Source organism: Sphingopyxis sp. LC363, from assembly GCF_000756385.1.
Lineage (GTDB): Bacteria > Pseudomonadota > Alphaproteobacteria > Sphingomonadales > Sphingomonadaceae > Sphingopyxis.
In genome coordinates this window covers 100231-115094 of sequence record NZ_JNFC01000072.1, presented here as the reverse complement: position 1 = coordinate 115094, position 14864 = coordinate 100231, and the positions used below count along the sequence as shown (strand labels likewise).

The following is a 14864-nucleotide window of genomic DNA, read 5'->3' as shown; positions in this document are numbered from 1 at the left end:
GCAAGGGTCCCTATAGGAGAGCCGCGCCGCACTTGGCAACGCCCACCATGGCAGGGGACAAAGCCAAGTTACGTATGCAGGAAAAGGCCGCAATCTAAGCCCCTCCCCTTCAGGGGAGGGGTTGGGGTGGGGTCTGTCGAGATCGCGCCAGGCCCGATAGACCCCACCCGCTGCGACTAGGGAGCAAGCTCCCAAGTCTCGCTGCCCTCCCCTAAAGGTTAGGGCTTGGTTCGCTCAGCGCTTCGCGTCGGGCTCCATCGGAATGATCACCTCGTCGGGGTGATAGGCGCCCAGTTTCTCGCGCACATATTCTTCGGCGAGATCGGGGTCGACGCGCCGCCGGTCGAGCAGGTTGACGCGGTTCTGGAGCTCATTCTGTTTCCTGGTGAGCTCGCTTAAGATGACGCGCTTCTTTTCGACCGACTGGCCATATTCGCCCCAGGCATAAAGCCCCGTCGGACCGAAGATGATGTAGCCGACCATCGCCAGCACGACCATCACCGCAATGGCCGGACCGGTGGCCCGGCTCATCGATTTGCGGAATTTGTGGCGCTGCGTCATTCCGGCCCTTGAATCAGAGTTGATTCGTGGCGTCAAGGCGCCAGGCGCCGGTTTTCAACCGTTCATCGCATCAGGACAGCCGCCAAAGGTGGGGGGCCGATTTGCAGAAGGTGCCAAGCCGCATCGCGCCCTCCCACAGCTCGAGGCTACGACCGGCCGCTTGCCCCTGCGCGATCTGCAGCGCGAAATCGGGGCTTTCCGCCTGGAAATCAATGCGCTCGGACTGGCCCGAGGAGTGATCCTCGAGCAAAATATAAAAGGACCGCATGTCGAATACCTTGGATGACGGGAGCGGGTGCGACCCGGGCTCTCGGCATATTATGATCGGCTATCCGCACGAAACGGAGGGACTGCGGGCATTGAGCCGGGACCACGAAAAGCCAATCTGGTGGAAAAACCGCAACCGTCGAGAGAGAAGGTAACAGGTTTCGGCCGATCGACCTAAGCAATTCGGGCCCGGCTGTAGCCCATGTTATGAAAAAATCGCTGCGCCCGGATAGCGCGCCATGTCGCCCAATTCTTCCTCGATACGGATCAACTGGTTATATTTGGCGAGCCGGTCCGAACGCGCGAGGCTGCCGGTCTTGATCTGGCCGCAGTTGGTCGCGACCGCGAGGTCGGCGATCGTCGAATCCTCGGTCTCGCCCGAGCGGTGCGACATGACGGCGGTGTAGCGCGCGCGGTGCGCCATATCGACCGCGTCGAGCGTTTCCGACAAAGTGCCAATCTGGTTGACCTTGACGAGCAGCGAGTTGGCGAGGCCGTCCTTGATCCCCTGTTCGAGGCGCGCGGGGTTGGTGACGAACAAATCGTCGCCGACGAGCTGGCACTTGTCGCCGATGAGGTCGGTGAGCGCCTTCCAGCCGGTGAAATCATCCTCGCTCATGCCGTCCTCGATCGACTTGATCGGATAGTCGTTCACCAGCGCGGCGAGATATTCGGCCATCTGTTCGGGGCTCAGCGAGAGCCCTTCGCCGCTGATCTCGTACTTGCCATTCTTGAAGAATTCGGTCGCGGCGCAGTCGAGCGCGAGCACGACGTCGGTGCCGAGCTTGAAGCCCGCCTGATCGACCGAGGCGGCGATGAAGTCGAGCGCGGCGCGGGTCGAGGCGAGGTTCGGCGCGAAGCCGCCCTCGTCGCCGACCGCTGTGGCGAGCCCCTTCGCCGACAGCCCCTTTTTCAGCGTGTGGAAGATTTCGCTGCCCCAGCGCACCGCCTCGGCGATGCTGCTGGCGCCGACGGGCATGATCATGAATTCCTGCACGTCGATCGGGTTGTCGGCATGTTCGCCGCCGTTGATGATGTTCATCATCGGCACCGGCAAGGTGCGAGCCGAGACGCCGCCGACATAGCGATAGAGCGGCAGGCCGCGCGCGTCGGCCGCGGCCTTGGCGGCGGCGAGGCTGACGCCGAGGATCGCGTTGGCGCCGAGGCGGCTCTTGTTCGCGGTGCCGTCGAGGTCGATCATTGCCATGTCGAGTTCGCGCTGGTCCTCGGCATCGAGGCCGATCAGCGCCTCGACGATGTCGCCGTTGACCGCCGCGACCGCCTTGGTCACGCCCTTGCCGAGATAGCGCGCCTTGTCGCCGTCGCGCAGTTCGACCGCCTCGTGCGCGCCGGTCGAGGCGCCCGAGGGAACCGCGGCGCGGCCGAAGCTGCCATCCTCCAGCAGCACATCGACTTCGACGGTGGGATTGCCGCGGCTGTCGAGGATTTCGCGGCCGTGGATGTCGATGATGGCGGTCATGGAAACTGTCCTGCTGGGCGCCCCGAACGGAGCAGGTTGAGAGAGCGCCCGCCTGTTATCGGCCGGGTGACGTTAGTGCAACCGCTGCATAGGAATTTTGCGCGGGGATGGAACCATTGGGCGCGCCTTGCTATATATCTTGCAGGACCAAAAGAGGATGCCCGCCCGCGCGGCGCCCGACACGACAGAAGAGGACTAAATGATGGCCAAAGCCGCTACTCCCGCGACGAAGAAAGCCGCAGCTCCCCGTCCCAGGGCGCCCGCGAAGGCTGCCGCCACCAAGGCCGCGCCCGCCCGCAAGCCCGCATCCGTGAAGGCCGCCAAGGACCATCCCATCCGCGACCAGATCGCCGCGACCCGCGACACCATCAAGTCCGAAGCGTCGAAAAAGGCCGCCTCGCTGAAGGATGAGGCGACGGCGTTCAAGAACCAGGCCTCGGCCAAGGCGCGCGACGCCGCGACCAAGGGCAAGGACAAGGCGGCCGAGGCCGTCGGCAGCCTTGCCAAGATGCTTGAGGACAGCGCCGGCACCGTCGACAGCAAGTTCGGCAAGCAGTACGGCGACTATGCCCGCTCGGCCGCCTCGACCGTCGCCGGCCTCGCCACGACGCTCGACAAGAAGGATCTCGACGAACTCGCGGCCTCGACGCGCGACATGGTCAAGAAGAACCCGGCGATCGCCGTCGGCGCCGCCACGGTGATCGGCTTCGTTCTCGCGCGCATGCTCAAAGGCAGCTCCAACGATTGACAGCAGCTTGTCATCTTCCGATCCGAACATTCCGCCAACGTCCGATGAGCGCCGTTTCGACGGCATAAGTCATGGCTATGCGCCGGACGGGCGCCCGCTCGCCCCGCCCCCCGTTCCGCTCGAAAAGATTGTCGGCGATGTCGTCGACAATCTGTCGGCGACGGCAAAGGCGGAGCTTGCGCTGCTCGAAGCGCGCGGCGAGCTGGCGCTGCACGGCGCGTCATGGACCGCGGGTTGGGGCGCGGTCGCCGCCTCGGCTTTGGGCATCGCGATGCTCGCGCTCGCTTTCGGGGCGATTCTGGCGCTCGCGCCGCATGTCGGGCCGTTCGTCGCGACCCTGATCGTCGTCGCCATATTGCTCGCCGTGGCCGGGTTCGCCGGCTGGCGCGCGCGAAAGAGCTACGCCGACATTCGCACTGCGCTCCGCAGCGACCTGACCAACGAGAGGATCGACGATGCCGCGGATGCGTAACCGCCTGATCGCCGCGGCGCGACGCTCGATGCTTCAGCGGGGCGAACTTTATCGGCGGCTCGATGTCGCGAAGGAGGCGCTCCGGCCGTCGGCGCTCGTCGATCGGGGCAAATACCGGATCGGCGAAAAGGTCGACGATGCCGCGCATGCCGTCGGCCAAGAGCTTCGCGACAATCGCTGGCCGATCGCGATCGCCGCGGCGGCGGGCGCGCTGTGGTTGCTGCGCGAACCGATCAAGGAACATGCGCCGAAACTGACGCGCAAGATTCAGGACCTGGCGAGTGAAGTCGCCGATCATTTTCGTGCCGTCGACGAACCGGCGGACGAGGATGAATTTGAAACTCTGGAGGAAGACGATCATGAAGCCGTTCGGTGAAACCGCCCGCGAAACGCGTGCCAAAGCGAGTGAACTTGCGGAGAAAACCGCCGAAAACGCCCGCCTGACCGCCGAGGCGGCGAAGGCGCGCATTCAAGGCGGCTATGGCCGCGCCCGCGCCGCGACCGAAGAATTCGCGGCAAAGGCCAGCGAACAGGCCGGCGTCGCGCGCGAAGCCGCCGGTGAGGCCTATCAGAAGGGCAAGGCGCAGGCGAAACGAGCCAACAGCAAGCTCAAGGACGTCGCCGAGAAGCAACCGCTGACGCTCGTCGCCGGCGCGGTCGCGATCGGCGCGCTGCTCGGTTCGCTGCTGCCCAAGGGCGTCCGCAAAGACGAGGAATGAGCTGCACTTGCCGTTAGGGCAAAGCACTGGTAGGGGCCGCGCCTTCTCCCCTACCAGCGTTTATCCGCAAGGAAAGCAGTCATGAGCAAATTGCATCTCGTCTTCGGCGGACGCGTCAGCGATCCGCAGGGTCTCGACTTCGTCGACCTCGGCAATCTCGACGTCGTCGGCCTCTATCCCGACTATAAATCGGCCGAAAAGGCATGGCGCAGCGCGGCCCAGCGCACCGTCGACGACGCCGAAATGAAATATGTCGTCGTCCACCTGCACAAATTGCTGCAGCCCGACGCTGAGTAAGCGGCATACATCCCATCCGTATCCCCGAGCGAAGACGAGGGGCTATGCCGAGCGAAGTCGAGGCGGCGACATGGCAGCTTCTCGCTACGCTCGAATGAGCCCCTCGTCTTCGCTCGGGGATACGGTGGTTTAACTAGCCGCTTTACCGAAAATTGTCCGCGTAGGCCTGGATTTTCAGCGTGCGGACCGGCGTCGGCGTAATCTCGACCTCGATACCGTTCTTCTCGGCGTAAGCGACCGCCTCTTCGCGGCTGGCGAAGCCGAGGCGAAGCTGGCGCTGCGTGTCGCCGCTGCCCGCCCAGCCCATCAGCGGATCGGCCTTGCGCGCCTCGGCGGGCGCGAATTCGAGCATCCAGCGCTGCGTCCCGGCGCGCCCCGACTGCATCGCATTCTTGGGCTTTTGGAAGATACGCGCTTTCATCGGGGTCGTCCTGTATAATCGGGGTCTGTGCCGCCGCCTTAGCGCCAAGCTCGCGACACCGAAAGGGGTCTATTGCGCATCGCGCCGCGCCTGCGCGGCTTTGGTCAGCAAGGTCGGGCGCGCGTTCGCCGGATCGTCGGGCCAGCTGTGCTTGGGATAGCGTCCGCGCATCTCTCGCGCGACATCGTGCCAGCTCCCGCCCCAGAAGGATGCGATGTCGCGCGTCGTCTGGATCGGGCGGTGTGCGGGCGAGGTCAGCGCAAGGATCAGCGGCACCGGCGGATCGCCCACCGTCGGGTGGCGCGCGAGGCCGAAGAGCTCTTGGACGCGCACGTTGACGGTCGGGCCGCCGTCGGCGCCATAGTCGATCGGATGGCGGCTACCCGCCGGGGTCGCATAGTCGGCGGGGGCGTGCTTTTCGAGCAGCTGCCGCGCCGGCCAGTCGAGCATCGCCATCAGCGCGTCGGCAAGCTTGCGATCGCCGATATCGCGCAGGCCGCGGCACCCCGAAAGCAAGGGTTCGAGCCAGATTTCGAGGCTGTCGCCGAGCGCGTTGGTCGACAATATGTCGAGCCCCGCGAAGGATGCGCGCTGGCGCAGCGCCTGCGACGCTGGCCCCCAGCCGATCAGCACCAAACCCTTGTCGCGCACCGCAGCCATGCGCACCGCGACGTCGTCCTCGGCCTTGTCGCTGCGCGCCGCCTGCCCGCTCGTCAGCGCGATCGCGCCGAGCCGTCGCTCGCGGCGGTGGTCGACGCGGTCGTTCGCGCTGTCATAACTGCTCGCCGAATGTTCGACGATCCGGTCGGCGAACAGCGCCTCGACCTCGTCCTGCCCGATCGGCGCGGCGGCGAGGATGCGCACGCCCGCGGCATGGCCCTGCGCATCGGCGATCGCGAGCCATTCGCTGCCCGCAAGCGGGTCGACCGCATCGATGCGATAGGCGCGGCCGCCGACGCTCAGATATTCGCCGCGCTGCCCCGCGCGCTGGCGCGCGACGCGGTCGGGCCAGGCGGTCGCGATCCAGCCGCCGATCGAGCGCGGCGCGGCCTCGCCCGCCCCCGCCGCCAGTTTCTCGCCGATCGTCGCGAGCCGCCGCGCGAGCCGCCACGCGCCTTCGCTGCGCTGGTTCCGCTGGCCGCGCCAGCGCGACAGCCGCGCTTCGACATCGACGCCGCGCCCGCCGAGCCCCGGCTCGGTGAGCAGCACCGCGAGCCGCCCCGCGATCTCACCCTCGCCCGCGCGCGCCGCATCGAGCAGCATGTGCGCGAGCGGCACCGGCAGCGGGATCGCCGCGAGCGCCTTGCCGTGCGCGGTGATGCGGCCATCGTCTGCCAGCGCGCCGATCGCCTGCAATCGCGTCTTCGCCTCCGAAATCGCGGCGGGCGACGGAGGGTCGAGCCAGCCCAATTGACGCGGATCGACAATGCCCCAGCTCGCGCAATCGAGCACGACGGGCATCAGGTCGTTTTCGTGGATTTCGGGCGGATCGAAGGGCGGCATGCCCGCGGTCGCCGCGGCTTCCCACAGACGGTAGGCGACCCCCGGCCCCTGCCGCGCGGCGCGGCCCGCGCGCTGCGTCGCCGACGCCTGGCTCGCGCGTTCGGTGACGAGGCGCGCGATCCCCGCCGCCTTGTCGAAGCGCGGACGGCGCGACAGGCCGGCGTCGATCACGATGCGCACGCCGTCGATCGTCAGGCTGGTTTCGGCGATGCTCGTCGCGAGGATCAGCTTGCGCCGTCCGTCGGGATCACGGACGAGCGCCTTGCGCTGGAGCGCCGGGTCGATCTGGCCGTGCAGGCGGTGGACGGCCAGCGGCAGGCGCGCCCCCTCGACCGCCGGCGCCGCGCGCTCGATGTCGGCGGCGCCGGGCAGGAAAGCGAGCATGTCGCCTTCGGCCTCATCGGCGGGCGCCTGCCGCACCGCCGCGAGCACCGACGCTTCGAGCCTGTCCTCGGCGCGGCGGCCGATATGGCGCAGGTCGAGCGGCCAAATCTTGCCTTCGCTCTTCACCACCGGCGCGTTGCCGAGCAGCGCGCCGAAGCGCGCGCCATCGAGCGTCGCCGACATGGCGACGAGGCGGAGGTCGTCGCGCAGCCCCTGCTGCGCGTCGATCGCCAGCGCGAGTGCGAAATCGCCATCGAGGCTGCGTTCATGCACTTCGTCGAACAGCACCGCCGATACGCCGGCAAGTTCGGGATCGGCGAGGATGCGGTTGCGGAACAGCCCCGGCGTCATCACGAGTAGGCGGGTGTCCTTCGACTGCTTGCTGTCGAGGCGGGTCGCATAGCCGACCGGGCCGCCGCCCGCGGCGCCCATCTCTTCGGCAATCCGCTCGGCGGCAGCGCGCGCCGCGAGCCGGCGCGGCGAGAGCAGCCACACCGCGCCCGTGCACCATGGCTGGGCGAGCAGCGCCGGGGCGACGCGTGTCGTCTTGCCCGCGCCGGGGGGTGCTACAATGACCGCATTGGGTTTCAGCACCAGCGCCGCCATGATGTCGGGCAGCACCTGATCGATCGGAAGCGCCTGCCTCATACGCGCGCTGCCGGGTTGCCCAGTTCGGCATTCAAACGGAAAGCCTCGGCGGCGAGTTTCGACACTTGGCCGCCCCCCACCTCGCTCGCCTCGGTCAGCACCAGATTGCCGAGCTCATATTTGCCGCTCGCCTTGATCCGGGGTTCGAGGTCGCGCAGCCTTTTGCCGCGCCAGAAGCCGAGCAGGACGCGATGCGCTTCGGCGCGGATCAATATGCACGGGCCATTCGCCATGAAGACGAGGTTGGTCCATTTGATCGTTTCTTCAAAGGGCGCGGCGGCCATGATCGCCGCGCGCATCATCCGACACCGTTCCAGCTGCCAGCCCGACAGCGCCGCGATATAGTCATCGGGGCTGTCCGCCGCGGGGCCCATCGTCGCCATGAAAGCTCAATAAGCGCGCGCGACCGCGAAGGCGACCGCCTCGGTCAGCGCCGATTTCGCCTGGCTCGCACGGAAGCCGCCGATCGCATCGACCGCGCGCTGGCCGTAGTGACGCGCCCGCGCCAGCGTATCGGCGATCGTATCGTGCTTGTGGAGCAGCGAGGTCGCATAGGCGAGATCCTCGTCCGATGTGCGGTGGCCGACGATCGCCTGTTTCCAGAATTCGCGCTCCTCCGCGGACCCGCGCGCATGGGCGAGGATGACGGGCAGCGTGACCTTGCCGTCGCGGAAATCGTCGCCGACGCCCTTGCCCATCGTTTCGGCGTCCGAAACATAGTCGATCGCATCGTCGACGAGCTGGAAGGCGATGCCGAGATTGCGGCCATAGGCGTCGAGCGCCGCTTCGGTCGCTTCGTCGCGCTCGGCCACGACCGCGGCGATCTTGCATGCCGCGGCGAACAGTTCGGCGGTCTTGGCGTTGATGATCGCGAGATATTGATCCTCGCTCGTCTCGATCCGGCGCTGGGCGGAGAGCTGGTTGACCTCGCCCTCGGCGATCACCGCCGAGGCGCGGCTGAGGATCTTGAGCACCTTCAGCGATCCGTCCTCGACCATCACCTCGAACGCGCGGCTGAACAGGAAGTCGCCGACGAGCACCGACGCGCTGTTGCCCCAGATCATGTTCGCGGTCTTGCGGCCGCGGCGGAGGTCCGATTTGTCGACGACATCGTCATGGAGCAGCGTCGCGGTGTGGATGAATTCGACCGCCGCCGCCAATTTGCAATGCCGCCGCCCCGGATAGTCGAGCAGCTTGCCGCAGGCGAGCGTCAGCATCGGCCGCATCCGTTTGCCGCCGCCCGCGATCAGGTGCCCTGCGAGTTCGGGGATCAGCGGCACTTCGGACTGCATGCGGTCGAGGATGACCGAATTCACCTCATTCATGTCGGCGGCGACGAGCGCCATCATCGGGTCGAGCGAGGGCGGCCTCTGCCCATGTAGCTGATGAATTTCGGCAGTCATGACGCGGCGACCCTTGGCCGCGCGGTCGCGATTTTGCAACGACTTTCGGCTTGCCAGCAGCCCCCCGCCGGTGCCAAGCGTGCCGGAGATAAGAGGAGCCGCGCACCCATGGACGACCAGCTGAGCCGTTACCGCCAGAGCATCGACAATATCGACGCCGCGCTCGTCTATATGCTCGCCGAACGGTTCAAGGTGACCAAGGCGGTCGGCGAACTCAAGGCGCGCGAGGGCCTGCCCCCCGCCGACCCGAGCCGCGAGGAACGGCAGATCGAGCGGCTCCGCAGCCTCGCCCGCGATGCCGACCTCGACCCCGATTTCACCGAGAAATTCCTGCGCTTCATCATCGACGAGGTGATCCGCCATCACCAGCAGGCGAAGCGCGAGCAGGACGCATGAGCCCGGGCCACCCGATCTTCGCCCGCTGGCCGGCCGAGCATCCCGAGCGCATCCAGCTTTTTTCCGCGCCGACGCCAAACGGGGTGAAGGCGGGGATCATGCTCGAGGAAACCGGCCTTCCCTATGAGCCGCACCGGATCGACATCATGGCGAACGAAAGCCATGACCCGGCCTTTCTCGCGCTCAACCCCAACGGCAAGATCCCCGCGGTCTACGACCCGCAGGGCCCCGGCGGAAAACCGCTCGCGCTATTCGAATCGGGTGCGATTCTGATCTACCTCGCCGACAAGAGCGGGCGGTTCCTGTCGGCCGATCCGGCCACGCGCTACGAGACGATCCAGTGGGTGATGTGGCAGATGGGCGGCGTCGGCCCGATGTTCGGCCAGCTCGGTTTCTTCCATAAATTCGCCGGGCGCGAATATGAGGACAAGCGCCCGCGCGACCGCTACGCGGCCGAATCCGCGCGGCTGCTCGGCGTGCTCGACGGCCGTCTCGATGGCCGCGCGTGGATCATGGGCGATGAATACAGCATCGCGGATATTTCGCTGCTCGGCTGGGTGCGCAACCTGATCGGCTTTTACGAGGCGCGCGAAATCGTCGGTTTCGATCGCTTTGCGCATGTCCAGCGCTGGCTGGATGCGGGGCTCGCACGGCCCGGCGTCCAGCGCGGGCTGGAAGTAACCGCGGCGTGAGGCTGGTAAAGGCGGGAGCTCGGCACCGTCAGACTCTTCAATTTTTCAGATGGACGTTGATCATGCCGTCGGCTGGAATCGCTTTTCGGCAGCACGACAAATTGCCGCACACGAAATAGGGCTTTGCCGGAAGGAATACGGCGGGATGATGATCGGCAAAAAGGTGGTCCCGCTCTCGTGCGCGGCGCTGCTCATCCTTCTCGCCGCCGTGCCGATGTTGGTCGTTACCGTGCCCGGAGCATCGGATTATCCCAATCATCTTGCGCGTCACCATATTTTCGCGGCGATCGGACAGGGAACGGCACTCGACCGTTATTTTATCGTCGACTGGCGCTGGGTCGGCAATCTTGGCGTCGACCTTCCCGTCCTGGCGCTTTCGTCCTGGCTTGGCGTGGAGCCCGCCACGCGCATCGTGAGCGCGCTGATCGCTCCGCTCACCGTTGCCGGCATCCTCCTATTGTCCCGTTCGGCGCACGGCCGTGTGACGGGGGGCGCGATGCTCGCGCTGCCATTCGCTTTCGCGCAGCCCTTTTTGTTCGGTTTCCTCAATTATTGCCTGTCCGTGGCGCTGGCGCTGCTCGTCGCGGCGGCGTGGTATGCCAAGCGGCCGGGTAGCCTTCATGCCGCGCTTGCCTTCGGTCTCGGCGCCATCGCGGTGTGGACCGCCCATATCATGGGATGGGCGATCCTGCTTTTCCTTGTTGCCAGCGCAGAGCTCGCGATGGTGCGAAGCTGGCGCGATCTGGTGCATCGCGCCTTGCGCGCTGCGCCGTTGATTTTGCCGATCGTTCCACTCCTGGTCTGGCACGCCGAAGGCGGCGGCCGTTTGTTCTGGTATGCTCCCCACCTCCTGCAGGCGAAGGCCATGAATTTCGTCACGGCGCTCAAAGGCCTGTCGATGCCATTCGACCTCGCGATAACGGCGAGCATCTGCCTCGGCGCGATCCTTGCGTTCCTGTGGGCGGGCGGGCGCCGGCTGGAGCCTCGCCTCGCCGCGGGCGGCGGATTGCTGCTGTTCGCGACGCTCGTGCTGCCGACGACGGTTTTGGGAAGCTGGGGTGCGGACCTGCGCCTCGCTCCCGTGGCGATGATGGTCACGATCATGGCGATCCGCCCCGCTCCAAGACCCGAACGCGAGCGGCTGCTGATCATGCTGGGCGCGAGCCTGTTCGTGCTGCGCGCAGGGTGGACATCGGTGCATTGGTGGCAGGCCGACCGCGCGCTGCAAAAGAGGCTGGTTCTGCTCGACGAGGTGCCACGGGGGAGCCGGCTTGGATTCCTGTCCGCGGAAGCAGGGTGCGACAACTGGACATTGACCCCGAACCGCAAGCTCGGCGCCTATGCGATCACGCGGCGCGACGCATTCGGCAATACGCTGTTCCAGATCCCCGGCTCGGACGTGATGACGATCCGGCAACCACCGGATCGCGCCCGCTGGTTCGACGGTTCGCAGGACATTCCGGTCCACTGCCCCGAAGGCGCGCCGGATCGGCATGCGCTCGGCGAACGAATGAGAAGCATGGCACAGGCGGATTTCAACGCATTGTGGATCGCGGGAATCGATAGCAAGAGCGTTCCCCGCTTGCCGGGCTATGCGATAGTCTACAGCCGCGGGATCGATACGCTGTTGATCAAGCAGGCGTCCGAGCCCCCTGAGCCCGGCTCGATTCCGCGCCCTCAATCGGCGATCAGGTGGATGGGCGCCGGTCCGTAGAGGGCGCCAAGGAAAACGCAGGCCATAACGACGCCGACGAAGAGGCTTCGCCTGTCCTTTATCGCGAAAGCCACCGGGTCGCCCTCGACCTCGCCGCGCCGGGCCATCATCCAGATGCGGTTCAGCCAGTAGATCAGCGGCAGGCAGAGCAGCCACAGCATTTCGGGCAACGCATAATGTTCGGCCGTTTCCGGGTCATGCGCGAACAGAGCGAGCACGAGGATCGCTACCATTCCGGCCGAGATCCCCGACATCATCACCACGTCAAGATCGCCGCCGACATAGCCGCGCCCGCTCAGCAGGCGCCCGGGTTCGATCGCGTCGCGCATCTCGACATAGCGTTTCAGATAGGCGAGGCTCAGGAACAGGAAGACCGAGAAGAGCAACAGCCAGAAGCTGAGTGCTACCCCGATCGCGATCGCGCCGATCCAGATACGGATCGTGTAGAGCGAAGCGAGGACGATCGCGTCGCCGACCATCACCGCCTTCAGCCGGAACGAATAGGCGGTCGTGATCGCCATATAGGCGAGGAGCCAGAAGGTCAGTTCCGGGCCACCCAACAGCCATCCCCCGGCAAGGCCGACGGCCGCGAGAAGCAGGGACAGGCCGAGCGCGGCGGGGATCGGGAGATCGCCATAGGCAAGCGGCCGTTTCCATTTGGTACGATGCGCACGATCGGAGTCGATATCGAGCAGGTCGTTCAGCAAATAGATCGACGAGGCGATCAGCGACATGAGCAACGCGGCCGCCACGGCCGTGAGCAATATGGCGGGCTTCGTGAACTCGCCCGACGTCAGCGCGGGAACGATCACCAGCGCGTTCTTGGCCCATTGGTGGGGCCGCATGGCCCTGACAATGGCTCGGGCGGGGCTGCGGCGCAGGTCGCCGAGGCGTTCGACCGCCGATCGCGGCGGGACATGGCCGACCGACCAGCCCTGCCGCGCTTCGCGCCACAGGCAGCTGTCGGCGCGGCTGTCGCCCACATAGTCGAACGGCGTATCGGCACCGATGCGTGCACGGATGGCCGCCAGCTTGGCGGCGCCTTTCAGGTTGGAGCGGCCGCGCGTTGCAATGACCGGATCCGAAAGCGCCAGATGATCGGCGATGCGGCGGATGTGCCGCCAATGGCTTGCGCTCGCGAGGATCACCGGGCGGCCTTCGGCCCTCGCCTGCTCGATGAGATCGAGTACTTCTGGCCGGTAGGGCAGTCGCGCGGCATCGATGCGGTCGCGCCGCGCGGCCATTGTCTTGGCGACGGCGCGACCCGCGATCAGCCATGCCAGCACCGCGATCAGCGCGGCTATGCCCGATCGCCCGATCCGCACGAAGCTTTCGAGCGAGATATCCGCGCGCGTCAGCGTCCCGTCGACGTCGACGAACAGCGGCACGGCCTCGTTGGCGAGGTCAGGGGCGCGGTCGGGTTGTTCATGCAGCATCGCGTACGGCCCTTCGCGCCGGAAGCCGCTCGATCCAGGCGGCGACCGGGACGGCTGCCATGACGATCAGCAGCGGAATCGCCGGATCGCGGTAGCGGATGATGATATAGGCGGCGGCATGGATCAACCAGAAGCCCGCGATCATGGCGGCAAAAATCCATTTGCCGTCGCTTGCGATCCGCCGCGAACGAAAGGCGAGCAGCCCGATCAGCAGGATCAGCCCATATTGCGCAACCTCGAAGAGCCGGATCGAGGCGATGGCCTTCGAGGCCGCGAAATCGTTCGCGTCGGGAAGATTGGGTTGCCAGAAATAGACGAGTTTGAGCGCGGCCAGTTCCGCCGCCCGGCCAGGATTCGCGTCGATCCAGTCGAGCGCTGCGGCTTGCAGGCGGTCCGCATTGCCGGCCTCGCCAAGGCGCAGGCGCGTGGCGTCCCAATCCTTCGCCAGCGGCGTGTCGGCGATGCTCACGAACCTGCCGGTCGCGGCGGGGTTGTTGCCGAGATACAGGTTGAACGCGGCGTTGGTGGTGAGGACCGGACGGCCGACCATCTGGTTGGTCGCGTAAAGCCACGGCGCCAGCATCACCGCGCCGCCGACGATGAAGCATAGCCCCGCGGAAAAGGCCGGTGCAAAGCTGCCCCGCGCGCGCCAGAGCATCAGCAGCGCGGCGGCGACGCCGAAGCAGAGCAGCAGCGCCGAACCGCCCGTGACCAGCGCCGCCCCCCACAACAGGCCGGCGACCAGCGCGGTGCCCGCCGGGCGTTCGCCGCGCGCGATCCCGACCGCGCAGAGGGCGATGCCAAGCAGCAAGGGGGTCGAGAGATTCTCCTTTGCCAGCATCGTCGCGTTCCAGAGGCCGGGAAACCAGAGCGCATAGACGGCAGCGGCGATCAGCCCCGCGCCGCGATGCCCGGACAGCGCGATCGTGAGCCGGTAGATCAGTCCGATGCTGACCGCGCACAAAAGCAGATTGACCGCGATCGCCACGCCGACCGAACTGCCCAAAGCCTTGAAAAAGGGAGCCAGCAGCAAGGGGTAGCCGGCGCTGTAGAAAGCCTTTTGGCCGTACATATCGGCGAGCTCGCCGCGTTCGGCGAGGCCTTGGGCCATGGTGAAATAGGCGAGCGGATCGCTATCGAGTGGATGCTGCAGGACCCACGCGCCCGCCACTCTCAGAACCACGGCGACGAGGACGATCGCGGCGAGCAGGGCCGAGCAGGCTCGCGGTGAGAGCTCCAGTATCGCGGGCTGAAGATTTGGGCTCGGCGGAGTCACGGGATTTACGCCGAGCGCGCGACCAGCACGCAGCCGACGGCGATCAGCAGGGTTCCGACGACGCGTGCGACGCTGATGCTTTCGTTCAGCCAAAAGGCACCCGCAAGCATCGTCAGAATGAAGCCGATCCCGACGAAGGGATAGGCCAGCGACAGCGGGGCACGGCCGAGAACGAAAAGCCAGAGCAGCGCTCCGATGCCGTAGAGGGCGAGGCCCAGCAGGATCATCGGGGATTGCGCGAGGCCGCCAATCTCTCCGCCGATGCCCGTCGATCGGCCACCGGCGGCGGCGGTCGTCCCGATCTTGAGGGCGAGCTGCGCAAGGGCGGAGAGGCTTACGCTTGCGAGGATCAGAAGGAGCAGGCGCACTGTCATGGACAATCTTTCGGTCTGTCAGCGGTTTGCCACTAATCGCGGCGATACAAGATAAGGTTAATCTTGAGCCAAA

Annotated in this window: 18 protein-coding genes; 9 read left to right on the top strand and 9 right to left on the bottom strand. The window is 66.4% G+C overall.

The window, feature by feature from the left end; genetic code table 11:
• Window positions 1–234 precede the first annotated feature (234 nt).
• Window positions 235–531, bottom strand: a complete 297-nt coding sequence (locus tag FG95_RS19045; RefSeq protein WP_235211621.1) for an FtsB family cell division protein — start codon at window positions 529–531, stop codon at window positions 235–237.
• Here FG95_RS19045 and FG95_RS20870 point away from each other — a divergent pair.
• Complete coding sequence (locus FG95_RS20870; protein ID WP_162473310.1) at window positions 518–847, top strand: hypothetical protein; 330 nt, start codon at window positions 518–520, stop codon at window positions 845–847. The two genes, FG95_RS19045 and FG95_RS20870, sit on opposite strands and share 14 nt — an antisense overlap.
• Window positions 848–1033: 186 nt before the next feature.
• Here FG95_RS20870 and eno read toward each other — a convergent pair whose 3' ends face one another.
• A complete protein-coding gene (gene eno / locus FG95_RS19035; protein WP_037557921.1) occupies window positions 1034–2308 on the bottom strand; it encodes a phosphopyruvate hydratase in 1275 nt (424 codons plus the stop codon).
• Window positions 2309–2507: 199 nt separating this feature from the next.
• Here eno and FG95_RS19030 point away from each other — a divergent pair, with 199 nt between their 5' ends.
• From FG95_RS19030 to FG95_RS19010, 5 genes are all read left to right on the top strand, one after another.
• A complete protein-coding gene (locus tag FG95_RS19030) occupies window positions 2508–3056 on the top strand; it encodes a hypothetical protein (protein ID WP_235211620.1) in 549 nt (182 codons plus the stop codon).
• Window positions 3057–3063: 7 nt separating this feature from the next.
• Complete coding sequence (locus FG95_RS19025; RefSeq protein WP_037557920.1) at window positions 3064–3528, top strand: phage holin family protein; 465 nt, start codon at window positions 3064–3066, stop codon at window positions 3526–3528.
• The gene (locus FG95_RS19020; protein WP_037557919.1) at window positions 3512–3904 is read left to right on the top strand and encodes a hypothetical protein; all 393 of its coding nucleotides are present in this window, start codon (window positions 3512–3514) and stop codon (window positions 3902–3904) included. The genes FG95_RS19025 and FG95_RS19020 overlap by 17 nt, the downstream gene beginning before the upstream one ends.
• Window positions 3888–4247, top strand: a complete 360-nt coding sequence (locus tag FG95_RS19015; RefSeq protein WP_037557918.1) for a hypothetical protein — start codon at window positions 3888–3890, stop codon at window positions 4245–4247. Before FG95_RS19020 ends, FG95_RS19015 begins: the two co-directional genes overlap by 17 nt.
• 81 nt (window positions 4248–4328) lie before the next feature.
• Window positions 4329–4544 (top strand): DUF4170 domain-containing protein, encoded by a 216-nt coding sequence (locus FG95_RS19010; RefSeq protein ID WP_037557917.1) that lies wholly within the window; start codon window positions 4329–4331, stop codon window positions 4542–4544.
• Window positions 4545–4686: 142 nt separating this feature from the next.
• Here FG95_RS19010 and FG95_RS19005 read toward each other — a convergent pair whose 3' ends face one another.
• The 4 genes from FG95_RS19005 to FG95_RS18990 form a co-directional block, all read right to left on the bottom strand.
• Complete coding sequence (locus FG95_RS19005; RefSeq protein ID WP_037557916.1) at window positions 4687–4965, bottom strand: ETC complex I subunit; 279 nt, start codon at window positions 4963–4965, stop codon at window positions 4687–4689.
• 69 nt (window positions 4966–5034) lie between these two features.
• Window positions 5035–7500 carry an ATP-dependent helicase HrpB gene (hrpB, locus tag FG95_RS19000; protein WP_037557915.1) on the bottom strand — a complete coding sequence of 822 codons (2466 nt, stop codon included), beginning with the start codon at window positions 7498–7500 and terminating at the stop codon, window positions 5035–5037.
• A complete protein-coding gene (locus FG95_RS18995) occupies window positions 7497–7883 on the bottom strand; it encodes a DUF1801 domain-containing protein (RefSeq protein ID WP_037557914.1) in 387 nt (128 codons plus the stop codon). Before FG95_RS18995 ends, hrpB begins: the two co-directional genes overlap by 4 nt.
• A 6-nt stretch (window positions 7884–7889) precedes the next feature.
• Window positions 7890–8903: a polyprenyl synthetase family protein gene (locus tag FG95_RS18990; RefSeq protein WP_037557986.1), complete on the bottom strand. Its 1014-nt coding sequence runs from the start codon at window positions 8901–8903 to the stop codon at window positions 7890–7892.
• Between the two features lie 108 nt (window positions 8904–9011).
• Between FG95_RS18990 and FG95_RS18985 the strand changes: the two genes are divergently transcribed.
• The 3 genes from FG95_RS18985 to FG95_RS18975 all read left to right on the top strand — a co-directional run bounded on the left by FG95_RS18985 (window position 9012) and on the right by FG95_RS18975 (window position 11705).
• Complete coding sequence (locus tag FG95_RS18985; protein WP_037557913.1) at window positions 9012–9299, top strand: chorismate mutase; 288 nt, start codon at window positions 9012–9014, stop codon at window positions 9297–9299.
• On the top strand, window positions 9296–9991 hold the full coding sequence (locus FG95_RS18980; RefSeq protein ID WP_037557912.1) for a glutathione S-transferase N-terminal domain-containing protein: 696 nt from the start codon (window positions 9296–9298) through the stop codon (window positions 9989–9991). The genes FG95_RS18985 and FG95_RS18980 overlap by 4 nt, the downstream gene beginning before the upstream one ends.
• A gap of 145 nt (window positions 9992–10136) precedes the next feature.
• Entirely contained in the window at window positions 10137–11705 is a 1569-nt protein-coding gene (locus tag FG95_RS18975; RefSeq protein WP_052182523.1) for a hypothetical protein, read from the top strand.
• Here the strand turns inward: FG95_RS18975 and FG95_RS18970 are convergent.
• The 3 genes from FG95_RS18970 to FG95_RS18960 all read right to left on the bottom strand — a co-directional run bounded on the left by FG95_RS18970 (window position 11669) and on the right by FG95_RS18960 (window position 14791).
• On the bottom strand, window positions 11669–13141 hold the full coding sequence (locus FG95_RS18970) for a UbiA family prenyltransferase (RefSeq protein WP_052182522.1): 1473 nt from the start codon (window positions 13139–13141) through the stop codon (window positions 11669–11671). The two genes, FG95_RS18975 and FG95_RS18970, sit on opposite strands and share 37 nt — an antisense overlap.
• The gene (locus FG95_RS18965; RefSeq protein WP_161786584.1) at window positions 13131–14324 is read right to left on the bottom strand and encodes a hypothetical protein; all 1194 of its coding nucleotides are present in this window, start codon (window positions 14322–14324) and stop codon (window positions 13131–13133) included. The genes FG95_RS18970 and FG95_RS18965 overlap by 11 nt, the downstream gene beginning before the upstream one ends.
• 98 nt (window positions 14325–14422) lie before the next feature.
• The gene (locus FG95_RS18960) at window positions 14423–14791 is read right to left on the bottom strand and encodes an EamA family transporter (RefSeq protein ID WP_037557909.1); all 369 of its coding nucleotides are present in this window, start codon (window positions 14789–14791) and stop codon (window positions 14423–14425) included.
• Between the last annotated feature and the right edge of the window lie 73 nt (window positions 14792–14864).